Genomic DNA, 23,567 nt, shown 5'->3' on the forward strand with positions numbered 1-23,567 from the left:
GTGCTTCTCGTCTGAAAGAGCGGGACGACTCTTTACCTTAGGGAAAGTCGCCCCTTCGCGGCTCAAACAGCCCTTCCCTTGTTTCTCTTTCAGCCTGCGATGCTCGGCTGCGCTGAAGGGGAATTGGTCTGCCCTTAGTTGGCTTGGGTAGAAATTAACCTTGCTTTCAGCGTTTCTTAAAACTTGATGCCTACACTGAATTCAAAGACCTTGGATCAGGCCGGATCAAAGAGATGGATACGCTTACCCAACCGGACACACTGGATCGTGAACAGACACTCAGGCAGCAGTATTACCGTGACCGGTTGCCGGAGATGCGTCTGCTGGAAAAGCTTATCCACAAGGGAGGGGATGCGTTTCGGGTCGAGGTGCTGACAGAGGTACTCGACGGCAAAGCGCCGGAGGGTGGGCTGGCGTTGCCGGTTTATAGCCTGGAGCTGGGTAGCGCTGATAAGGATGCGCCGGTGCTGCTGCTCAGCGGCGGTGTGCACGGCATCGAGCGGATCGGCACTCAACTGCTGCTGGCCCAGCTGGGTACCCTGATCAGCCGTTTGAAGTGGGATGAAGGGCTAAACCATTCGCTCACCAAAATGCGCCTGGTGATGATTCCGCTGGTGAACCCGGTGGGGATGGCCAGGGGACTGCGCAGCAACGGTCAGGGTGTCGATCTGATGCGCAACGCGCCGGTGGATGCGCTGGCGCCCCGTCCCTGGCTGGTCTCCGGCCATCGCTACAGCCGCTGGCTGCCCTGGTATCGCGGCCGCAAGGGCGACCCGATGGAGGCCGAGGCCGAGGCGCTCTGCGAGCTGGTCAGCCGGCAGATCGAGCACGCCCCGTTTACGCTGGCGCTGGACTGCCACTCCGGTTTCGGTATGCGTGACAGGGTCTGGTTTCCCTATGCCAATGATCTGAGGATGATGGAGCACGCCGCCGAACTGCACGCCATGGTGCGGCTGTTTGAGAAGGCGCATCCGAACCATCCTTACCTGTTTGAGCCCCAGTTTCACCACTACCGTACCCATGGCGACCTTTGGGATTACCTCTACAGCGAACATCTGGAGCGCGCCGGCCAGGTGTTTCTGCCGCTGACGCTGGAGATGGGCTCCTGGCTCTGGGTGAAGAAAAACCTGCGCCAGCTCACCAGCTACAAGGGGCTGTTTAACCCCCTGGTACCACACCGGCAGAAGCGCACCCTGCGCCGCCACCATCTGCTGCTGGAGTTTATGATCAACGCCGTGCGCTCCTGGCAGAACTGGCTACCGCTGGAGCAGGAGCGGCAGCGCCATCATCGCAACGCCGAACGCCGCTGGCTGGAAGAGGAAAAGCAGGGATGACCGGGGAACGCCAGAGCATGCCAATCGAGAAAAACGAACAGAAAACCGAACTGAAAAATGATGCCCCCTGGATTCTGTTGCGCGGGCTGGCGCGGGAGAGCCGTCACTGGGGTGACTTCCCCGAGCAGTTAAGCACAGCACTGGGCGTTGAAGTACTCTGCCCCGATACCCCGGGCAACGGCAGGCTCAACGGCGAAACCAGCCCGCTGAGCATCAGTGCAACGTTGGAAAGGGTAAGACGGGAGATTGGCTACCGTTCCCCGGTTAATCTGCTGGGCCTCTCCATGGGCGGCATGATCGCCACCGAGTGGGCGCGGCTTTATCCACAGGAGGTCAGTGCCCTGGTGCTGGCCAATTCCAGCTTTGGCAACTTCAGCCTGCCGTGGAAGCGGCTTTGGCCCAACGCTTTTCTATCCCTGATGGGATCGCTGCGGCTGGCCAGCGAACAGCGTGAAGCGCGGGTGTTCGACCTGATCTGCCAGCGCTCGGAGGATCGGCAGGCGCGGGTGGATGAATGGGTAGGTTATTCCCTGGAGTGTCCGCTAAACCCGTCCAACTTTGCTCGGCAACTGGCGGCAGCAGCCAGGTTTCGGGCTCCGGCTCAGACACCGGTTGCCAATACGCTGGTGATCAGTGGATTGAGAGATCGACTGGTGAACCCGGATTGCAGTGCGGCGATAGCCCGGCGCTGGGGTGTGGAGCTGCGGGCGCATCCGGATGCGGGTCATGATTTGACGCATGATGCGGGGGAGTGGGTTATCAGCCAGATTGCGGAATTGGCTGCTAACGGTTCGTTGTCATCTGGCAGGTGATTTGTGCTGACGAGCACTGGCTTATTGCAGGTTTCGCCTGCTGGCGAGTCAAGGATCTTGGACGGCCAAGATCCTTAACAATCCTAAGCCGCCCCGACAGCTTGATCGGCTTCGCCGATTCCCCTGTGCTTCTCGTCTGAAAGAGCGGGACGGGAAACTCACCGCTTCGCGGTTCAAACAGCCCGCCCCTTATTCCTCTTTCAGCCTGCGATGCTCGGCTGTGCTGAAGGGGATTGGGCTGCGATTAGATGGTTTTAGAGTAATTGGGGCTGACGATATTTTACTCTGCCCCCAATTCCCCAGTGAAGATGAAGCGATCTCCCTGATGTCGGTGGCCGCGGACTTTGGTGTGACCCAGGTTGTGGATGGCAACTGGGGTGTACATGGGGTTATTGAGAAGGGGATTTTTCCGGCTAAGTAGTTAGCCGTATTTGTTGTGGAAGCAGGCTGCTCGACTTGGGTTGGGTGGTCTGCTTTTTTGTTTGTCTGTTCGGTGGTGGATTTGTGCTTGGCAGCACTGGCTTAGCGCAGCTTTCGCCTGCTGGCGAGTCAAGGTACTTGTGCGGACAAGTACCTTAACAATCCCAAGCCGCCCCGACAGCTTGATCGGCTGCGCCGATTGCCCTGTGCTTCTCGTCTGAAAGAGCGGGACGGGAAACTCGGCTTCGCCTCAAACAGCCCGTCCCTTGTTTCTCTTTCAGCCTGCGATGCTCGGCTGCGCTGAAGGGGATTGGGCTGCGATTAGATAACCTTTTTCAAAAAGATAAAAATAGGCTTAGCCAAAATTACGAGAGAGGAAAAACCGATTTATCTTTCTATTTTCTATACGTTTTTCCACAAATTTTACAGTTGAAAAAAACGTTTGATTTCGTTTTATAAACGGTTATAGCTTGTTTTTTATCCAAAAAACATTTTTTACAATATGTAAGACCATCAACATAAAACAGATCTTTTTCAATCTCTACTTTTGGTTTTTTACTGTGCAATAATGAGTATCTATAAATTTTATTATATTGAGGCGTATTCAAAATACCAGTTAACGTAGATATAGGTACAAAGCCATTAAATTTATTTTTACCATCATTGATAGCAGAGCCTAGCGTAGCTATCCCAACAACTTCCAACTTTTCATTTAATACCGGACCCCCACTATTCCCATGTATCACCGGTATGTCAATAAGCCAGAATCTCTTCCCAAACCTTAATATTGACTGGACTATTTTACCCCTATTAATGTATGCCGTTTCCCCTTCACTATAGTCTGGATAACCAACAACTATAATGCTATCTCCAACTCTTAGATTTTTATCGTTTCCTATTGGGAGGGGAGGAATATTATTAAAGTTAGCAGTAGCCAAAAAAATAGCGATATCTTTTGATGCGCTAGAGTACACAAAAGAAGAATTCATTTTATTTTTTACATCATCTTCTCTGTAAAAATCAACCAACTCATGATTTTCATGATCAATACCTTCAACCACATGCTGATTTGTAACAATACCAATATCGTCTAGAAGAAACGCTGATCCCTGCTCACATAAAAGGTTGTTTTCAACTATAAAAACTGAGTCTGATATAACTTCTTCAGCCTTTCTAAGGAAAAGATGATTCGGCTTACCCATCGCCAATGTCATTTGATAAGCTAGCTTTCGATATATAGGATCTGCCCTGCCCCGAACCATTTGTATATAGTTAACACGTCCTTTAACAACATCGATAAAAAACTCACCATCATTTTTAGCTATTGACTTAGCTTGTCTCGGTAGAATATCTTTTTCTAGATAATTACTAATATAATGTTCTTGTGCCTTAATGGAACCAAATTTTCTCCACGCATGAATCATTGAACGAGTTTTTCTTATAAATTTCCGTTCTACATTTGTAAATTCATTGACTGTTATTCCTGTAACCTCTTGTCTCTGACTTCTTCCTTTTAGCCTTACTTTCTCATAGTTTATATTAAAACCATTCTCTTTTATTATTCTTTCTAAAGAACTTCCAACTACAACGACACCATCATTATCAAAGTCCAATATGCTTTTTGGTATATATTTTTTATTACAACTAAAAGAAAATGTTATGTCGTCAGCATACCTAGTATAATGGCAATTGTTTTTTGCAGCCAATGTCTGAAGTTGCGCATCTAGCTTCCAACATATTAGGTTAGATATTATCGGAGAAGTAGGTGCGCCTTGAGGTAAAACACCATCCTTACAACATATTTGGGCAAGAACAGTTGCAGCACTATGAGAGTATAAAAAAGGCTTACTAATAAATAAATTACGCACACGACCAAAATGTATTGTTCCAAAGAAATCTTTCAGATCCACATTAAATACGAACTGTTTTCCTACATGTCTATATGCATTTGTAACGATACTTCGAGACTCAGTAAAACCATGACATGACAGCTTAGGATTATAATATTTCATAATCTTATCCACTATCATTCTTTGTATTTTCTTTAGATTTTTCTTTGGAACACTTATCGTACGTTCGCCACCACCTTTTTTCTTAATAGTAAATGTACGATAACTTTTATTGGTCGTTGGGTAAATAAATGATGAAAGCTGTTTATAGCTCATACCAAGCTCATTAGCTATTGTCTGAGCAGTCGAGAAAAAGTTTTCGCCAAGAGGTAAGGTCATAGTATCAAGATAAGGGCACGAACAAGGGGCTAATTTTCTCTTATACACTGCAGCACATCGTCAGCGCATCCCAGGAGGCCGAGCTGCAAAAGAAACGTAATAATTACCGCCGCAGATAGTCAGCGGAAAGTTAAATCAGAGCCCCTCGCTCGTGTCCCTATATATTTCCCTGTTTATATAATTACTGTCAAGAGTTTACGTCATTTCCTGAGGAGAGAACCAAAAAACCGCGACTATATAGAGCTTTAAACTATAAGAAATCGGGGGCAGAGTAAAATATCGATACTCCAATCACACCGAAACCAACTAATCGCACCCCATTCCCCTTCAGCGCAGCCGAGCATCGCAGGCTGAAAGAGAAACAAGGGAAGGGCTGTTTGAGGCGAAGCCGAGTTTCCCTTCCCGCTCTTTCAGACGAGAAGCACAGGGAAGGCCGCGAAGCGGGCCAAGCTGTCGGGGCGGCTTAGGATTGTTAAGGATCTTGGCCGTCCAAGATCCTTGACTCGCCAGCAGGCGAAAGGTGCGTTAGACAAGTACGCAGTACTTAAAACCAACCACCCAAACGCGAAACCTCAGCAAACCCCAGACCTCTCAAGCATCGCATGCAACAACACATTGCACCCCACCGCCAGATCCTCCGGATCTGCATTCTCAATCTCGTTATGACTGATGCCATCCTCACAGGGCACAAAGATCATCCCCGCTGGGCAGACTTCGGCCATAAAGATGGCGTCGTGGCCGGCGCCACTGACGATATCCATATGCGGGACGCCTAAACGCTGGGCGCCGGTGCGCACTGCGTTGACGCAGTCGTCGTGGAAGTAGAGGGCAGGGAAGTTGGCGGTGGGCTTGAGTTCAAGCTCCAGGCCGTTTTCGGTTTTCAGTTTCTCCAGCACCTTGTCCAGTTCGCTGATCATATGCGCGAGCTGGTCTTCCTCCAGGTGGCGGAAGTCGATGCTGACCAGTACCTCGCCGGGGATCACGTTGCGTGAGCCGGGGTAGGCTTCGATATGGCCGCAGGTGCCGCAGGCGTAGGGCTGGTGTTCCAGGGCGATGCGGTTGACCGCCTGAATCACTTCGGCGGCGCCCAGGAGGGCATCCTTGCGCAGGCTCATCGGAGTCGGGCCGGCGTGGGACTCGACGCCCTTAAGGGTCAGGTCGAACCATTTCTGGCCCAGGCAGCCGATGACGACGCCGATGGTTTTCTCTTCGTTTTCCAGGATCGGGCCCTGTTCGATATGTGCCTCGAAGTAAGCGCCCACTTTGTGGCCGGGTACCTGCTGCTGGCCCAGGTAGCCGATGCGCTTGAGTTCGTCGCCGACCTTGGCGCCCTCGTAGTCGGTGATGGCGTAGGTCTCTTCCAGGTCGAACTTACCGATAAATACGCCGGAGCCCATCATGCAGGGGGCGAAGCGAGAGCCCTCTTCGTTGGTCCAGACGGCGACTTCGATAGGCGCTTCGGTGACGATGTTGTGATCGTTAAGGGTGCGGATCACCTCGAGGCCAGACATAACGCCGAAGCAGCCGTCGAACTTGCCGCCGGTGGGCTGGGTGTCGATATGGCTGCCGGTCATGATCGGCGGCAGGCTGTTATCCTTGCCGGGGCGGCGGGCGAAGATGTTGCCGATCACATCGATGGTGATGCTGCAGCCGGCGTCTGTGCACCACTTCACGAACAGGTCGCGGCCCTCGCGGTCCAGATCGGTCAGCGCCAGACGGCAGACACCGCCCTTGGGTGTGGCGCCGAGCTGGGCCAGGTCCATCAGCGATTGCCACAGGCGCTCGCCGTTGATGTTCAGGTTGGCGATATCGCTGCTGGTTCCTGCTTCGTTGACTAGCGTCTCAACAGACATGTTGTCCTCCTTGCAGTTATTCGAAAACGGGCTGCGTGGCGGGTACTGCGGTAAAACCGGCAAGGCGTTTTGATGTCTGGGCCGTGCCGGTTATCTCTCGTCGCTACAGTCTCGTTCAGGTTTACATCTTTGATGTTCAGGCTTCGCGGTACGGGTTGCGCGGGTCCTGGGTCCAGTTCATATAGGGCAGGCCGGTCTCCTGCGGCACCATGGTGATGCACTGATCCACCGGGCAGGTGATCTCGCAGAGGTTGCAGCCGACACATTCGTCATCGTTAACGGTGTAGATGTTGCTGCCGTCCGCCTGCAGCAGTTTGTTGATCGCCTGGTGCGAGGTGTCTTCGCAGGCGATATGGCAGCGGCCGCAGTTGATGCACTTGTCCTGGTCGATCTGGGCGATGGATTTGTAGTTGATATCCAGGTACTTCCAGTCGGTGGTGTTGGGCACGGCCAGGCCGCGGAAATCCTCGATGCGGGCGTAGCCTTTCTCATCCATCCAGCGGGAAAGTCCGTCCTTCATCCCTTCGACAATACGAAAACCATGCAACATCGCTGCCGTGCACACCTGCACCGAGCCGGCGCCCAGGGCGATGAACTCGGCGGCGTCGCGCCAGTTGCTGATGCCGCCGATACCGCAGAGGCGTTTGCCGGCGGTTTCCGGGTCACGGGCGATCTCGGCCAGCATGTTCAGCGCGATCGGTTTTACCGCCGGGCCGCACATGCCGCCGTGGGTGCTCTGGCTGCCAACGATGGGGCGCGCCACCATGCGGTCCAGATCGAGACCGGTGATGGAGTTGACGGTGTTGATCAGTGATACCGCATCGGCACCGCCGCGGAAGGCGGCGCGGGCCGGGTGGCGCACGTCGGTGACGTTGGGGGTCATCTTCACCATCACCGGCAGGCTGGAGTACTGCTTGCACCAGCGGGTGACCATCTCGACATATTCCGGCACCTGGCCGACGGCGGCGCCCATGCCGCGCTCCGGCATGCCGTGGGGGCAGCCGAAGTTGAGTTCCACGCCATCGGCGCCGGTCTGCTCCACCTGTTTGACGATTCGTTTCCAGGCGTCCTCTTCACAGGGCACCATCAGCGAGACGATCAGGGCGCGGTCGGGCCAGTTGCGCTTGGTGTCTTCGATCTCGCGCAGGTTCACCTCCAGCGGACGGTCGGTGATCAGCTCGATGTTGTTAAAGCCAACCACATCGCCGTGGGCGTCGTAGCTGGCGGAGTAGCGGGAGGAGACGTTCACCGCGGCCGGGTCTTCACCCAGGGTTTTCCACACGACACCGCCCCAGCCGGCTTCAAAAGCGCGTTCCACGTTGTACTGCTTGTCGGTGGGCGGAGCGGATGCCAGCCAGAAGGGGTTGGGAGCCTTGATACCCGCGAATTCGATACTCAGGTCAGCCATGATTATTTATCTCCTGCTGCCATCAGGTCATGATGGATAGATTCTGCTGCTTTCTTGCCCTGCTGCACCGCTTCCACGGTGAGGTCCTGACCGATACCGGTGCAGTCGCCGCCGGCATAAACGCCGGTCAGGGTGGTGTGCAAACTCTCGTCGACCAGCAGCTTGCCGCCGCTAAGTTCGATGGCCGGGTCCAGCTCGTCGCTGACAAGCGTCTGGCCGATCGCCTTGAAGATCGCTTCCGCTTTGAGGCTGAAGCCGCGGTCGCTGTCGACCAGCTTGCCGTCATCTTCGGCGGTGCGGACAAAGCGCATACCGGCAACCTTGCCCTCGTTATCCAGCTCGATCTCCGCCGGGCGCGCCCAGGTGCGGATCTGTACGCCCTCATTGCGGGCCAGTGCCTGTTCGTGATCGGTGGCGGACATCGCCTCTTCGCCGCGGCGGTAGACCAGGTAAACCTGTTCTGCTCCCAGGCGTTTTATCTGCACCGCCATATCGATGGCGGTGTTACCGGCGCCGATCACGATGGCGTTTTCCGGTACCGGCAGTGCGCTCAGGTCATCGCTCTGGCGCAGTTCGCGGATGTAATCCACGGCGGTCATTACGCCCGGCGCCTCCTCATGGCCTAGCGCCAGGGTGCGCGTGGAGCCCAGGCCAATGGCCAGGAACACCGCATCGAATTCGGACTGCAGCGCCGACAGGGAGATCTCCCGGCCCAGAGCACTGTTGTAGACGATCTCGATACCGCCGATGCCAAGCAGGAACTCCACCTCTTTCTGGGCGAAGTCATCGGTCATCTTGTAGCTGGCGATACCGTATTCATTGAGGCCGCCACTTTTCGCCTGGGCTTCGTGGATCACCACATCGTGGCCGAGCATGGCGAGACGGTGGGCGCAGCTGAGACCGGCAGGGCCGGCACCGACGATGGCGATCCGCTTGCCGGTGGACTCGGCACGCGCAAACGGGTGCGCACTCTTGTCGGCGTTATCGGTGGCGTAGCGCTGCAGCTGGCCGATCAGGACCGGTGCACACTCATCGGTCTTGTTTCGCACGCAGGACTGCTCGCAGAGAATCTCGGTGGGGCAGACGCGGGCGCAGCTGCCGCCGAGGATGTTCTCGCTCCAGATGGTTTTCGCCGCACCGTTGACGTTGTCCTGGGCGACCTGGCGGATGAACTCCGGAATATCGATATCGCTCGGGCAAGCGTTAACGCAGGGTGCGTCGTAGCAATACAGGCAGCGGGCGCTTTCCAGCGCCGCCTGGCGTTCTGTCAGGGGTGGAGCTATGTCGGAGAACTTCAGCTCCAGCGTTTCCGGTTTTACCGGGGTGTTTGCCAGATGTTTGAGTGGCTCGATCATGCTGTGACAGCCTCTTTCTTCGTTGTAATTCGGTCATCCGGTAATGCAGAGGCTGTGCCATCTTCTGACCATTTGGTCAAAAGGTTAGTGTTTCCGTTGGTGGTTTTTTGTTCTAAGTCTGTGAATGGAAAAGGGTATTCACCGATAAAAAATAGGACTTTTTATTTGCAGGTGAGGTCAGGGCGAAACGAAAAAACTGTGGATAAAAGCTTGGATTGGTCCTCAATTGGCGCTTAACTCTGTGTCTGGGTACCATACTGGTGCAACCTTGGAGGCTAATGCGGGCATTGATTCCTGCGCATGGCTGTCGCTGTATTGGGTGGATAAAAGATGACCGAGAAGAAAAAAACGGCCAAACGCACACGCCGGCCGTTGACCGAAATCCGGCAGGAAAACATTGACCAGATAGTCAAGGCGGCGGAGAAGCAGTTCGCCGACAACGGCTTTTCCGGCACCACGGTCTCTTCTATTGCCGAGGCGGCGGGTCTGCCCAAGCCCAACGTGCTCTACTACTTCAAATCCAAGGAAGGCCTCTACCGCGCGGTATTGAAGCGGATCCTGGAGCTGTGGATGGAGGCGATGCACGATCTGCACGCCGAGGATCATCCCCGCGAGGCGCTGCGCGGCTATATAGTGCGCAAGCTGCGGCAGTCCCGCGATTTTCCCGATGCCTCCAAGATCTTTGCTGCCGAGATCCTGCATGGTGCACCCTATGTGCGCGAAGAGCTGGAAGGCCCGCTGAAGCGTCAGTTCGACGATACCGTGGCGGTGTTCCGTGCCTGGATCGCCAAGGGCTGGATGGACCCGGTGAATCCCGAGCACCTGCTGTTCACGCTCTGGGCATCGACCCAGTCCTACGCTGACTTTGCCTTGCAGATGAAGGTGTTGCTGGGCCGCGAAGAGCTCGCCGATGATGACTTCGATAACGCCATCGAGCTGCTCACCAGGCTGGTGCTGAAAGGCTGCGGCGTCAAAATGGTGTGAACGCTAACTGCCTTGCCTTTCCTTTCCTTGCCTTGGCTGCCTCGATAACGCTTTCTAAACTCAGCTGAGCATTTCTGGCCTCTTCATCTTTTAACCAGCTGGTCAAAAGTGCACCAATACGGTTCCTCGCGCTCATAATCTGCTCATATAGCTCGCGCTTTTCTAACTGACCGGTCAGCTCTGTTGGCTGGTTGAACAGTTTTCTTTACTAAAAATACCCTTATCTTTTCAAAGGGTTGATCGCTTTCTGTACTAACCTTTTGTCCGGTTGGTCAAACTATTGCATAGCCTCTGCAGTTTCTACATTTAGCTGCGCAGAGGATTGTCATGGCTCTACTTATCAAGAACGGCACAGTCATCAATGCCGATCAGACACTGAAAGCGGACGTACTGTGTGACGAAGGTAAGATCCTGGCGGTGGGCCCGGATCTGGAGGCGCCGGCGGGCGCAGAAGTGATCGATGCCGCCGGTCAGTATGTAATGCCGGGCGGCGTTGATCCCCACACCCATATGCAGCTGCCGTTTATGGGCACCGTGGCCAGCGAAGACTTCTTTACCGGTACGCGGGCGGGTCTCGCCGGCGGTACCACCATGATCATCGACTTTGTTATCCCCAGCCCTCAGCAGAGCCTGCTGGAGGCGTACGGCACCTGGCGTGAATGGGCCAGCCGCTCCGTCTCCGATTACTCCTTCCATGTGGCGGTGACCTGGTGGGATGAATCGGTACGCGACGAGATGAAGATCCTGGTCGAACAGGAGGGGGTGAACAGCTTCAAGCACTTCATGGCGTACAAGAACGCCATCATGGCCGAAGACGAAACCCTGGTGAACTCCTTCACCCGCTGCATGGAGCTGGGCGCCATGCCTACCGTGCATGCCGAGAATGGCGAGCTGGTTTACCACCTGCAGAAGAAGCTGGCGGAACAGGGGATCACCGGCCCCGAAGGCCATCCGCTATCGCGCCCGAGCGAAGTGGAAGGCGAAGCCGCCAACCGTGCTATCCGTTTTGCCCAGACCCTGGGTGTGCCTCTGTATCTGGTGCATGTCTCCTGCAAGGAGGCGCTGGGTGAGATCTCCCGCGCGCGTCAGGAAGGCCAGCGGGTTTACGGCGAAGTACTGGCCGGCCATCTGGAGCTGGATGACAGCGTTTACCGCAGCGACAACTGGGACTTTGCCGCGGCCCACGTGATGAGCCCGCCGTTCCGTCCGAAGGAGCATCAGTCCGCACTCTGGAAGGGCTTGCAGGGCGGCACGCTGCAGACCACCGCCACCGATCACTGCTGCTTCTGCACCGATCAGAAGGCGATGGGCAAGGACGATTTCTCCATGATCCCCAACGGCACCGCAGGCGTTGAGGACCGCATGATGATCATGTGGGACTCCGGTGTGAACACCGGTCGCCTGACCATGAACGAGTTTGTCGCGGTCACCTCCGCCAATGCAGCGCAGATCTTCAATATCTACCCGCAGAAGGGGCGCGTGGCTGAGGGTTCCGATGCCGATATCGTGATCTGGGATCCGGCCCAGAGCAAAACCATCTCCGCCAAGACTCACCACCAGAACGTGGACTTCAACATCTTTGAGGGCCGCACCGTGACCGGCGTACCGAGCCACACCATCAGCCAGGGCAAGGTGGTTTACGCCAACGGCGAGCTGTTCGTGGAAGAGGGCGCGGGCCGCTATATCAAGCGCCCGGCCTTTGCCTCCCCCTTTGCCGCCCAGAAGCGCTTCAACGAAGCGCACACGCCTACCGCCGTGGAACGTGACTGAGCAGTGCGCCCTGATCAGGAGGAAAGAGTTGGAGGAAGCAATGGATATGACGGTAAACACGCAGCCCGCTTCAAGTCCCGAGAGGGCGAAGGAAGAGGCCCGCAAGATCATCGCCATCGAAGACCTGTCGCTGGTGTTCGAGACCAACGATGGGCCGGTGAACGCGCTGTCACACATCGATCTGGATATTCACGCCGGGGATTTCGTTTCCTTTATCGGCCCGTCGGGCTGCGGCAAGACCACGTTGCTGCGGGTGATCGCCGATCTGGAGCGCCAGACCGAGGGCTCTATCCAGGTGGATGGCACCTCGCCGGAGGATGCACGCCTGAACCGTCTTTACGGTTACGTGTTCCAGGCGCCGGGGCTGTTCCCCTGGCGCACCATCGCCGGTAACTGCAAGGTGCCGCTGGAGATCTTCGGCATGAGCAAGGAGCAGCAACAGCGCCATGTGGATAAGTACCTGGAGCTGGTAGGCCTGGGCGATTTCCACAAGAAGTTTCCGTGGCAGCTCTCCGGCGGTATGCAGCAGCGGGCGTCCATCGCCCGGGCCCTGAGTTTTGAGCCGGAGCTGCTGCTGATGGATGAGCCCTTTGGTGCGCTGGACGAGATCACCCGCGATCACCTCAACCTGGAGCTGCTGAAGATCTGGCGCGAGACCCGCAAGACCGTGGTGTTCGTGACCCACTCGATCCCCGAAGCGGTGCTGCTGTCGACCCATATCGTGGTGATGTCGCCGCGACCGGGACGGATCGCCAAGATCATCAAGAGTCCGCTGCCGCGGGAACGCACGCTTGAGGATCGCGAGAGCCCTGAATTTATCGCGCTGGCGCAGGAAGTGCGTGAAGCGCTGGCCAACGATCATCGCATCAACTGACGGAGGCGGACCGATGTTCAAGTCGCTTCACAAAAGTCAGGCCGCCGCGCTGACGTTGATGGTGCTGGCCCTGCTGGTGCTCTGGTATCTGGGTGCTCTCTGGCTCAACAGCGATCTGCTGATCAACGGCTATGAGCGGCGCAATATCGACTGGAGTTTCAGCCAGCTGCTGGCTGACGCCTATTCGATGAAACGGCCGCTGCTGCCGACGCCGGATCAGATCGCGGCGGAGCTGTATAAGTCGATCTTCGATACCAAGATCAGCTCCAAGCGCTCGCTGGTTTATCACACCGGTATCACCCTGTCGTCCACGCTGCTCGGCTTTCTGATGGGTGCTGTGCTCGGCATCGTGCTGGCCATCGGCATCGTGCATAACCGTACCCTGGAGCGCAGCCTGATGCCCTGGGTGATCACCTCACAGACGATTCCGATTCTCGCCATTGCGCCGATGATCATCGTGGTGCTGGGGGCGCTGAACTTCACCGGCCTGGTGCCCAAGGCGATCATCTCCATGTACCTCTCCTTCTTCCCGGTCACCATCGGCATGGTGAAAGGGCTGAGGGCGCCGGACAAACTGCATATGGAGCTGCTGGCCACCTACAGTGCCAAGCCCGGTGAGTTCTTCTGGAAGCTGCGTTGGCCCACGGCGCTGCCGTATCTCTTTGCCAGCCTAAAGATCGCCATCGCCGCCTCGCTGGTGGGCGCCATCGTGGCTGAGTTGCCCACCGGTGCTCAGGGCGGTCTGGGTGCACGACTGCTGAGTGGTTCCTACTACGGCCAGACGGTACAGATCTGGGCGGCCCTGGTAGTTGCAGCGGTGCTCGGCGCGGTGCTGGTGGCGCTGGTCGGCATGATGGAACGCAAGATCAATCGACGTATGGGGATCGCCGCATGACCTCCGCTATGACTTTTAATACGCAGAGTGCGCCGGTGAGCCGGTTGGTGTTGATCGCAGCAGGCGCTGCGGCGCTGATTCTCAGCCTCTGGATAACCGGCGGTGAGCCCGGCGCCTACAGCCGCCAGCCGGTCTGGCTGGTGCTGATTCCGCTGATGCTGTTGGGCGGCTGGTTTGCCATGGAACAGCTGACCGCCCTGGGTGACCGGTCGGAATCGAAAGCGGTCGCACGTGCGGTGAATCTTGCTGTGCCGACGCTGTTTGCCGTGCTGCTACTGGTACTCTGGCAGCTGATCTGCACCGGCTTTGCTGTACCTTCGGTGCTGCTGCCTGCGCCTGGCACCATCGGCTTCACCTTCTTTTCCGAGCTGGAAACCCTGGCCAAGGACTTCGCCCAGACCTGGCTCAAGGCGGTGCTGGCAGGTTGGCTGATCGGCTGCGGTAGTGGCTTTGTCGTCGCACTGCTGATCGATCGCAGCCCGTTTCTGCAGAAGGGGCTGATGCCGATCGGCAATATCATGTCGTCGATCCCCATCGTCGGTATCGCGCCGATCATGGTGATGTGGTTCGGCTTTGACTGGCAGTCCAAGGCTGCCGTCGTGGTGATCATGACCTTCTTCCCGATGCTGGTGAACACCCTGGCCGGGCTGCATGCCAGCGACAACCTGCACCTGAATCTGCTGCACACCTATGCCGGCAACCGTCGCCAGACGCTCTGGTATGTGCAGTTGCCGGCGGCGCTGCCGTTCATCTTCAATGCGCTGAAGATCAACTCCACGCTGGCGCTGATCGGTGCCATCGTCGCGGAGTTTTTCGGTACGCCGATTGTGGGCATGGGCTTTCGCATCTCCACAGAGGTGGGACGCATGAACATGGATATGGTCTGGGCCACGATTCTGGTCGCTGCTCTGGCCGGCTCGATCAGCTACGGCCTGCTGGCGCTGCTGGAGCGCAAGCTGACCTTCTGGCACCCCTCAACACGGGCTGCGGGTTAAACGTTCTTCGTACAGCAGTGCTTAGTAAACAGGGTTAGAAAAACGGTTTTTAAATCAAATAGCCAAAACACGGTTTGTCAAAGCAGGAGCTACACAGGATGAAGAAAAACATCAGTTCTCTGATTGCAGGATGTACGCTGGCTTTTTCGGCGCTTTCCACGCTCTCCATGTCAACAGCGGCGCAGGCGGCGGACCCGCTGACGCTGCAGCTGAAGTGGGTGACCCAGGCGCAGTTCGGCGGTTATTACGTGGCGCTGGCAAAGGGCTTCTATGAAGAGGAAGGCCTGGATATGACCGTGAAGCCAGGCGGCCCGGATATCGCGCCGCCGCAGGTGATCGCCGGTGGCGGTGCCGATGTGATCGTGGAGTGGATGCCGGCGGCGCTGGCTTCCCGCGAGAAAGGGCTGCCGCTGGTAAACATCGGCCAGATCTTCAACAAGTCCGGCATGATGCTGACCTGCCTGAAAGACTCCGGTATCGAGCAGCCGATGGACGTGGTGGATAAAACCCTGGGTGTCTGGTTCTTCGGTAACGAGTATCCGTTCCTGGCGTGGATGTCCAAGCTGGGCATCGCCACCGATGGCAGCGAAGGCGGCGTCACCGTGCTGAAGCAGGGCTTCAACGTGGACCCGATCTTCCAGGGCCAGGCGGACTGCGTCTCTACCATGAACTACAACGAGTATGGCCAGGTACTTGATGGCGGTCTGACGCCGGAAGAGCTGACCGTATTCAGCTATGAAGATCAGGGCGTGGCGATGCTGGAAGACGGCCTCTACACCACCGAAGAGAAACTGGCTGACCCGGAAATGGTCGACAAGCTGGCGCGCTTCCTGAAAGCCTCGGTGAAGGGCTGGAAATACGCCGCCGAGCACCCGGAAGAAGCCGCCGAGATCGTACTGGAGTATGACGACACCGGCGCCCAGACCGAAGATCACCAGATCCGCATGGCGAAGGAAGTGGCCAAGCTGCTGGAAGGTAACCCGAAAGAGATCGGCTACCTGGATCCGGCTGCGTTCGACCGCACCGTGGATATCCTGCTGAGCGGCGATTCCGCCCCGGTTATCACCAAAAAACCGGAAGGCGCCTGGACTCATGAGGTGTATGAAAAATCGGGCCTTTAATTAACGCTGGAACCAATACGCTAGCCTGACCAGAAGCTCCCGATCCGGGAGCTTCGTTTTTTCTGTTAGCAAAAATCCTTTTGCCAATCACATTCTTGGATTCATTCATGGAGCGGTAGTGAGGCTCCGTTGCTATCACCGCATTGAATGCAGAAGCAAAAGAGCCTGCCTGCTGAGTGCCTCTGCCAGGGGATCAGGCACGGAATCTGTCGGTCAGTTCTTTCAACGCGGTGGCTACCTCACTGAGCTCGGTAGCACGCTCGCGCCCGTCGCGAGCCTGGGTAGCCAGTGCTTCAGATACCGTTCGGATCTGCTCCGTATTGCCGCTCATCTCTGAGGACACGGCGTTCTGTTCTTCGACGGCGCTGGCGATCTGTACCGCCATATCGCGAATATGTGTATTGGACTCATCGATCTGACGCAGTCTGTCCGCAGCCTGGACGGCCTTTTCCACGCTCTCGTGAGCCATGGACTCGCTGGATTTCATACCGCTGACCGCCTGTTGAGTGACCTGCTTCAGCGCTTCGATCATGGCGTGAATCTCTTCAGTGGACTCGTGTGTGCGGCTGGAGAGACTGCGTACTTCTTCTGCAACCACGGCGAAACCGCGGCCGTGCTCGCCGGCACGCGCTGCCTCAATCGCTGCGTTAAGTGCCAGCAGGTTGGTCTGTTCGGCCACTCCCTGGATGGTGGCAAGAATGCCAGTGATGCTATTTACCTGTTCCTCCACTTCGCCGATCACTCCGCCGGCCTGGTTCACCTGTTGCGCCAGACGGTCGATGCCTGCGCGGTTCTCTTCAACCACATTCAGGCCGACCCGGGTGGAGTCTGCTGCGTTTTGTGCGGCGTCGGCGGTCAGTTCGGCATTGCTGGCGATCTCGCTGGTGGCCACTGACATTTGCTCGGCCGCCGCTGAGAGCTGCGACAGCTCGTGCTGTTGATGATCCACCTTGGTCAGTGTCAGGCGGCTTTGTTCCGCTGAGGTCTGGGCGTCATCGTTCAGGCGCAGCGTCAGTTGGATGACTTCCCTGATCGTGGTCTGGAGGCGTTCGATGAACTGGTTGAACGCCAGGCTGACCTGGCCGAGCTCGTCGTTTCGTTCTACCGTCAGGCGCTGGGTCAGGTCGCCGTCGCCGGTGGCGATGTCGTTCATCAGGCTTGCCAGGCGCTTGAGAGGCTGGGTGAGGTAGCCGACCAGCACCAGCATCACCACGGCAACAACTACCATAATGGCGAGGCCTATACCGCCCAGCTGCCAGACCAGCTCACTCTGAGCCACGGTTGCCTCTTTTTTATCGACCAGAAGCAGTAGCCGCCATCCGGTATCCGGCAGCGTTTCAGTGGCGATAAACCAGTCACGACCCTGGTAGTGAAGCGTGCTGATCTCACCCTGAGCCTTGGGTAGCTGGTCGGTAGGAATCAGGGCGTCAACCGGAGTCTGGAAGTGGTCTTCGTTGGGGTGGGCGATCAGCTTACCGGATGCGCCTATCAGCCAGAGCTGTGAATTCCAGCGTGTCTCCAGGGAGAGCAGCTCCTGTGTCAATGACGCCAGCTGAATATCTCCGGCGAGTACGCCATCACTGCCGTTCTTAAGAGGGCTTGTCAGGGAGATAAGCGGCACTGCCGGGCTGGCGCCCATGTAGGGCTCGGTAACGGTGAGTTGTCCGCTTCGCTTGGCCGCTGCGTACCAGGGTCGCTTACGCGGATCATAGCCTTCCGGCAGCGGCGGGGCAGGCCGGGATTGGATCATTTCTCCCGTTCCTGTTCCCACATAGGTCAGGTCGTAGCCGGCGGCGTCCCGTACCAGGGTCAGGGCCTCTGGCCAGCGCTGCTCGTCTCTATCAAGGTGTTGCGCCAGCGCTGCAAGTACATCGCCTTTCGCCTTCAGCCAGCCATCGATAAACGTGTGTGCCGTGCGTAAAGTGCTATTGATCTCACTTTGCGTGGCTTGCTGAACCTCGTTGTTTAACATTCGGTTAGCCGACAGTCCCAGGCTGATCAGGCCGACCAGCAATAGGGCCAGTATGGGAATGAGTAACCGCTGTCGAAATGAAAGGGTCATAGTGGGGCGAGGTCTCCGGCTGTATCTGCGGCTTTGGTTTTGTTCCGCCCTTTAACGACCGATCGAGGCACAGCGTCGGCGCAACTGAGGGCCTGTTTAAAGGGGGCGAAAGTGTAGCGATTAAAATGTATTTGTCATGCAATTTTGTCCTGTATATATGACATTTATTTAAAAATACCTTTGCGGTGAGGCTTTTATCGCGCGCTGGATGGAATTTCGGGTCAGACTTCCGGAAAGACGCGGGGAGCCGGGATGGTTCGATAAAGACTGCCTGGGTGGTATCGACGGGCCTGCGTGCAATCGGGGCTGGTCATCGTCGTAATGGCTTATATACTGGTTCGACTAAAGTCTTATAAAGAGCGTCGCAAACATAAATACGCAGAAGAGTGCGGCGCATAATTAGAACGATGGGGGGAGTATGGAAGCACTGGCGCGCAGTGTTGGAGAAGCACTTTTGAAGGCCGGGGCTTCGGCGATTACCGCTGAGTCCTGCACCGGCGGTTGGGTTGCCGAGGCATTGACGGCGATTCCGGGCAGTTCGGCCTGGTTTGAGGGGGGCTTTGTCAGCTACTCCTACGATGCCAAACAGCGGATGCTCGGGGTGAAAGCGGAAACGCTGGAGCAGTACGGTGCGGTCAGCGAACCGGTCGTAGCCCAGATGGCTGAGGGTGCCCTGGCTAACTCCAGTGCTGATATCTCGGTGGCGATCAGTGGCATCGCCGGCCCCGATGGCGGCTCGAAACAGAAACCTGTGGGTACGGTCTGGCTGGCTTGGGCCGTGCGCGGAAAACCCACGGTTACCTGCTTGAGTTTTTTTCATGGTGACCGCGAGACGGTGCGCCGACAGGCCGTGATTCAGGCGCTTGAGGGGCTGTTGGCCTATCTCCCCGACTGAGGTTGCAAATTAACCTTTTTCTGGAATAATACTGGTCAGGTATACAGTATTTTGAACCGGCTTTTACGGCTCTCGATAAAAGCTCTGGCTTTGATAAAGGTTGAGTGATGGACGATAACAGAAAGAAGGCGCTTGATGCGGCGCTATCGCAAATTGAACGTCAGTTCGGTAAGGGCGCGGTCATGCGCATGGGCGACCAGCCCCGTGAGGCGATTCCGGCTGTTTCGACCGGTTCGCTCGGCCTGGATATCGCGCTGGGCATAGGCGGTCTGCCTTACGGTCGTATCGTTGAGATTTACGGTCCTGAATCCTCCGGTAAAACCACACTGACCCTGCAGGTGATCGCCCAGGCGCAGAAGCAGGGCAAAACCTGTGCGTTCGTCGATGCCGAGCACGCGCTGGATCCGCAGTACGCTGAAAAGCTGGGCGTGAATGTGGACGAGCTGCTGGTCTCCCAGCCGGATACCGGTGAGCAGGCGCTGGAAATCACCGACATGCTGACTCGCTCCGGCGCGGTTGATGTGATCATCGTCGACTCCGTGGCAGCGCTGGTACCGAAGGCGGAAATCGAAGGCGAGATGGGCGATTCTCACGTGGGCCTGCAGGCGCGTCTTATGTCCCAGGCGCTGCGTAAGCTGACCGGTAACGTCAAGCAGGCCAACTGCATGCTAGTGTTCATCAACCAGATCCGTATGAAGATCGGCGTTATGTTTGGCTCCCCGGAAACCACCACCGGTGGTAACGCGCTCAAGTTCTACGCTTCAGTGCGTCTGGATATCCGTCGTACCGGTGCGGTCAAGCAGGGCGATGAGGTTGTCGGTAACGAAACCCGCGTTAAAGTGGTTAAGAACAAGGTATCCCCGCCGTTCCGTCAGGCCGAGTTCCAGATCATGTACGGCGCCGGTATCTATCACATGGGCGAGGTGATCGATCTGGGCGTGCAGCAGAAGCTGATCGATAAGTCCGGCGCCTGGTACGCTTACCAGGGCAATAAGATTGGCCAGGGTAAAGCCAATGCGGCACGCTACCTGGAAGAGCACCCGGAAGTGGCGGATGAGATCGAAACCGCTATTCGTGCCGAGCTGCTCAATGTGGCTAAGCCGAAAGAAGAAGCCGGCAAAGAAGACGCTGATAAAAACGCTGAACTTGAATTTTAAGTTCGACGCAGCGATATAGAATGAAAAAGGCCCTTCGGGGCCTTTTCTGCGTTCTGGAGGTGGCGAGATTTATGTTTGGCCAGGGAAAAAGAAAAAGTGACAAACTGATCGAAACCGAATCGGCGCTGGTAGAAGCGGTTATCCAGTTGCTGGCGCGGCGGGAATACAGTCGTCATGAGCTTGAAAGCCGCTTTCGCAGTCGTGTTGCTGAACAGGAGCTGCTGCAGAAAGTGCTCGATCGTATGGCGGCAGATGGCTACCAGAGCGATCTGCGCTGTGCCGGTATGATTCTCCGCCAGCGAGTCGGCCAGGGCTATGGCGAGCGCCGCGTCCGCTTTGATTTGCAGAACAAGGGGATCGCCTCGGCGCTGGTTGAACAGGTACTGGAAGAGGAAGACGTGGACTGGTTTGAACAGGCCAGAGAGCTGGCTGAACGCAAGTACGGAGGGCGCCCTGTGACGGATATGAAAGAGAAAGCGAAACGGGTGCGTCATCTTCAGGGGCGCGGATTCGGCTTTGACGAGATCCGGTATGCGCTGGAAGTGAACGAAGACTGAGCGTTTTCGGCGCTGAATGCCTTGAATCTGCCGCTTTTCAGCCGCTAAAAGTATTCGAACAAAAAACAGACACGTTATATACTGTTCCGCCATTTTTTGCGGTGTTTGCACGCGCCAGGGCGCGAAAACGCGAATCGAATAACCAGGCACAAGTACTGGTGTTTGAGTTCGGCGGCTGCGCCAGAGACATTCCCGCTGTTATACGCAGCAATAGGAAACTAGGAAAACGGTTTATTCAGATGAAATACATGACGAGTGCCGAAATTCGCCAGGCGTTCCTGAACTACTTTAACGAGCATGGGCATGAGGTTGTTCCCTCCAGCCCGCTGGTGCCCGGTAACGACGCGACCCTGCTGTTCACCAACGCAGGTATGGTTCAGTTCAAGGATGTTTTCCTGGGAACCGACAAGCGCTCCTACAGCCGTGCGACCACTTCGCAGCGTTGCGTGCGTGCCGGTGGTAAGCACAACGACCTGGAAAACGTCGGCTACACCGCCCGTCACCACACTTTCTTCGAGATGCTGGGTAACTTCAGCTTCGGTGATTATTTCAAACGTGACGCTATCAAGTTCGCCTGGACCTTCCTGACCGAGGTGCTGGGTCTGCCGAAAGAGAAACTCTGGGTCACCGTGCATTACACCGATGATGAAGCGGAAAAGATCTGGAAAGAGGAGATCGGCGCCGATCCCGAGCGTTTCTCCAAGCTGGACGAAGACAACTTCTGGTCCATGGGCGATACCGGCCCTTGCGGTCCTTGCTCAGAGATCTTCTACGATCACGGCCCGGAAGTGGCGGGTGGCCCTCCAGGCAGCCCGGATGAAGATGGTGATCGTTACATCGAGATCTGGAACCTGGTTTTCATGCAGTTCAACCGCTCCGCCGATGGTGAGATGACGCCGCTGGCAGCGCCGTCCATCGATACCGGTATGGGACTGGAGCGTATCGCTGCGGTGATGCAGCAGGTACACAGCAACTACGAGATCGATCTGTTCCAGAACCTGCTCAAGGCCGCGGCCGAGGTGCTGGGCTGGCAGGATCTTACCGCCAAGTCACTGCGCGTGATTGCGGACCATATCCGTTCCTGCGCCTTCCTGATTATCGATGGCGTGCTGCCGTCCAATGAAGGCCGCGGCTACGTGCTGCGCCGCATTCTGCGTCGTGCCGTGCGTCACGGTAACAAACTGGGTGCCAAGGGTACCTTCTTCCACAAGCTGGTGGCTCCGCTGGTGGCCGAGATGGGTGAAGCCTATCCGGAACTGAAAGAGCTGCAGGCGCAGGTTGAACGCGTCATTCTCAAAGAGGAAGAGCAGTTTGCCCGCACCCTGGATAACGGTCTGTCACTGCTGGAGCAGGCGATTGCCGATCTGGATGGCAAGGTGCTGCCCGGTGAAACCGTATTCCGTCTGTACGACACCTACGGCTTCCCGGTGGACCTGACCGCCGACGTGGCCCGAGAGCACGAAGTCACCCTGGATATGGATGGCTTTGAGTCCGAGATGCAGAAGCAGCGTGAAAGAGCGCGCGCCTCCGGTCAGTTCTCCGTGGATTACAACGCCCGTATCGAGGTGGATGGCGAAACCCGCTTCACCGGCTACGAAGCGTTTGAAGACCAGACCAAAGTGGTCGGCCTGTTCCGCGATGGCGAACCGGTCAGTCAGCTGAGCGCTGGTGAGCGCGGCACTGTGGTTCTGGAAAACACCTCCTTCTACGCCGAGTCCGGTGGTCAGGTGGGCGACAGCGGTGTGATCCGCTGGGATCGCGGCCTGTTCAACGTGGGCGACTGCACCAAAGAGGGCAAGGTTCACCTGCACCACGGTGAAGTGGCCGAAGGTGTACTGGAAGTTGGCAACAGCGTTGCCACCGAGATCGATGTGGAAAAACGTCGTGCGGCGGCGCTGAACCACTCTGCGACCCACCTGCTGCATGAAGCGCTGCGCATTGTGCTCGGCAGCCACGTACAGCAGAAAGGCTCTCTGGTTAACGAAGATCGTCTGCGTTTCGACTTCTCTCATTTTGAGGCCGTGACCGACGAAGAGCTGCAGCGGGTTGAAGATATCGTCAACGCTCAGATTCGCGCCAACACTGAGGTGACCACCGAGGTGATGCCGATCGACGAAGCCAAGGCCAAGGGTGCTGCGGCGCTGTTCGGCGAGAAGTACGACGAAGTAGTGCGTGTGCTGAGCATGGGTGAAGACGGCTTCTCCGTCGAACTCTGCGGAGGTACCCACGCCAGCCGTACCGGCGATATCGCCCTGATGAAGATCGTTTCAGAAAGCGGTATCGCTTCTGGCGTGCGCCGTATCGAAGCGGTTACCGGCAAGGCCGCGCTGAACTGGTTCCGCGCTACCGAAGCCGTGGTCGGCGATCTCTCCTCCCTGGTGAAAGGGACCCGTGACTCGGTAGTGGAAAAGGTGCGTAACCTGAATGACCGCAACCGTCAGCTGGAAAAAGAGATTGAGCGACTCACCGCCAAGCTGGCCTCTGCCGCCAGTGGTGATCTGCTTAACCAGGTGATCGAGGTCCAGGGCATCAAGGTGCTTGCGGCCAAGCTGGAAGGCGTTGAGGCCAAGTCTCTGCGTGACAGCATTGATCAGCTGAAGAACAAACTGGGTAGCGGCGTGGTCGTGCTGATGACCGCCCAGGGCGAAAAAGTCAGTGTTGCCGCTGGCGTCACCAAGGATCTGACCGACCGCGTTAAGGCTGGCGATCTGGTGCGTGATCTGGCAGCTAAGCTGGGTGGTAAGGGCGGTGGTCGCCCGGATATGGCGCAGGGTGGCGGAACCGACGCATCGGCCATGCCGGCGGCGCTGGAATCGGTGCCGGAGCTGGTATCCCAGGCACTCTAAG

At 56.8% G+C, this 23,567-nt stretch carries 17 protein-coding genes; 12 read left to right on the forward strand and 5 right to left on the reverse strand.

All coding sequences use genetic code 11. The annotated features are described in order from the left end of the window. The first annotated feature begins 233 nt into the window (after positions 1-233). Together CLV83_RS09175 and CLV83_RS09180 are read left to right on the forward strand one after the other, a co-directional pair. Complete coding sequence (locus tag CLV83_RS09175; RefSeq protein ID WP_132290853.1) at positions 234-1,334, forward strand: M14 family zinc carboxypeptidase; 1,101 nt, start codon at positions 234-236, stop codon at positions 1,332-1,334. 17 nt (positions 1,335-1,351) lie between these two features. Next, a complete protein-coding gene (locus CLV83_RS09180; RefSeq protein ID WP_132290856.1) occupies positions 1,352-2,146 on the forward strand; it encodes an alpha/beta fold hydrolase in 795 nt (264 codons plus the stop codon). Positions 2,147-2,961: 815 nt separating this feature from the next. Here CLV83_RS09180 and CLV83_RS09190 read toward each other — a convergent pair. The 4 genes from CLV83_RS09190 to CLV83_RS09205 all read right to left on the reverse strand — a co-directional run bounded on the left by CLV83_RS09190 (position 2,962) and on the right by CLV83_RS09205 (position 9,410). Further along, on the reverse strand, positions 2,962-4,731 hold the full coding sequence (locus CLV83_RS09190) for a trypsin-like peptidase domain-containing protein (protein WP_165900272.1): 1,770 nt from the start codon (positions 4,729-4,731) through the stop codon (positions 2,962-2,964). A gap of 635 nt (positions 4,732-5,366) precedes the next feature. Further along, entirely contained in the window at positions 5,367-6,647 is a 1,281-nt protein-coding gene (locus CLV83_RS09195; RefSeq protein WP_132290865.1) for a Zn-dependent hydrolase, read from the reverse strand. Positions 6,648-6,783: 136 nt separating this feature from the next. Continuing rightward, positions 6,784-8,055, reverse strand: coding sequence for an NAD-dependent dihydropyrimidine dehydrogenase subunit PreA (preA, locus tag CLV83_RS09200; protein WP_207894826.1), 1,272 nt, complete (start codon positions 8,053-8,055; stop codon positions 6,784-6,786). A 2-nt stretch (positions 8,056-8,057) separates the two neighbouring features. After that, positions 8,058-9,410 (reverse strand): NAD(P)-dependent oxidoreductase, encoded by a 1,353-nt coding sequence (locus CLV83_RS09205; RefSeq protein WP_132290871.1) that lies wholly within the window; start codon positions 9,408-9,410, stop codon positions 8,058-8,060. A 330-nt stretch (positions 9,411-9,740) separates the two neighbouring features. Between CLV83_RS09205 and CLV83_RS09210 the strand changes: the two genes are divergently transcribed. The 6 genes from CLV83_RS09210 (at position 9,741) to CLV83_RS09235 (ending at position 16,049) form a co-directional block, all read left to right on the forward strand. Then, positions 9,741-10,394, forward strand: coding sequence for a TetR/AcrR family transcriptional regulator (locus CLV83_RS09210; RefSeq protein ID WP_132290874.1), 654 nt, complete (start codon positions 9,741-9,743; stop codon positions 10,392-10,394). A gap of 327 nt (positions 10,395-10,721) precedes the next feature. Continuing rightward, positions 10,722-12,164 (forward strand): dihydropyrimidinase, encoded by a 1,443-nt coding sequence (hydA, locus tag CLV83_RS09215; protein ID WP_132290877.1) that lies wholly within the window; start codon positions 10,722-10,724, stop codon positions 12,162-12,164. A gap of 40 nt (positions 12,165-12,204) precedes the next feature. Continuing rightward, on the forward strand, positions 12,205-13,038 hold the full coding sequence (locus CLV83_RS09220; protein WP_132290880.1) for an ABC transporter ATP-binding protein: 834 nt from the start codon (positions 12,205-12,207) through the stop codon (positions 13,036-13,038). A gap of 13 nt (positions 13,039-13,051) precedes the next feature. Then, complete coding sequence (locus CLV83_RS09225; RefSeq protein WP_132290883.1) at positions 13,052-13,933, forward strand: ABC transporter permease; 882 nt, start codon at positions 13,052-13,054, stop codon at positions 13,931-13,933. Further along, positions 13,930-14,928, forward strand: a complete 999-nt coding sequence (locus tag CLV83_RS09230; RefSeq protein ID WP_243642350.1) for an ABC transporter permease — start codon at positions 13,930-13,932, stop codon at positions 14,926-14,928. Before CLV83_RS09225 ends, CLV83_RS09230 begins: the two co-directional genes overlap by 4 nt. Before the next feature lie 98 nt (positions 14,929-15,026). Continuing rightward, the gene (locus CLV83_RS09235) at positions 15,027-16,049 is read left to right on the forward strand and encodes an ABC transporter substrate-binding protein (RefSeq protein WP_132290886.1); all 1,023 of its coding nucleotides are present in this window, start codon (positions 15,027-15,029) and stop codon (positions 16,047-16,049) included. 193 nt (positions 16,050-16,242) lie between these two features. Here CLV83_RS09235 and CLV83_RS09240 read toward each other — a convergent pair whose 3' ends face one another. Next, positions 16,243-18,111: a methyl-accepting chemotaxis protein gene (locus CLV83_RS09240; protein WP_132290889.1), complete on the reverse strand. Its 1,869-nt coding sequence runs from the start codon at positions 18,109-18,111 to the stop codon at positions 16,243-16,245. A gap of 418 nt (positions 18,112-18,529) precedes the next feature. Here CLV83_RS09240 and CLV83_RS09245 point away from each other — a divergent pair, with 418 nt between their 5' ends. The 4 genes from CLV83_RS09245 to alaS all read left to right on the forward strand — a co-directional run bounded on the left by CLV83_RS09245 (position 18,530) and on the right by alaS (position 23,566). Continuing rightward, positions 18,530-19,006, forward strand: coding sequence for a CinA family protein (locus CLV83_RS09245; RefSeq protein ID WP_132290892.1), 477 nt, complete (start codon positions 18,530-18,532; stop codon positions 19,004-19,006). Positions 19,007-19,113: 107 nt separating this feature from the next. After that, positions 19,114-20,163, forward strand: coding sequence for a recombinase RecA (gene recA, locus CLV83_RS09250; RefSeq protein WP_132290895.1), 1,050 nt, complete (start codon positions 19,114-19,116; stop codon positions 20,161-20,163). Between the two features lie 71 nt (positions 20,164-20,234). Further along, entirely contained in the window at positions 20,235-20,720 is a 486-nt protein-coding gene (locus CLV83_RS09255) for a regulatory protein RecX (RefSeq protein WP_132290898.1), read from the forward strand. Between the two features lie 248 nt (positions 20,721-20,968). Next, positions 20,969-23,566, forward strand: a complete 2,598-nt coding sequence (gene alaS, locus CLV83_RS09260; protein WP_132292636.1) for an alanine--tRNA ligase — start codon at positions 20,969-20,971, stop codon at positions 23,564-23,566. Position 23,567 lies beyond the last annotated feature (1 nt).

The sequence above is a fragment of the Marinobacterium mangrovicola genome, assembly GCF_004339595.1.
Lineage (GTDB): Bacteria > Pseudomonadota > Gammaproteobacteria > Pseudomonadales > Balneatricaceae > Marinobacterium_D > Marinobacterium_D mangrovicola.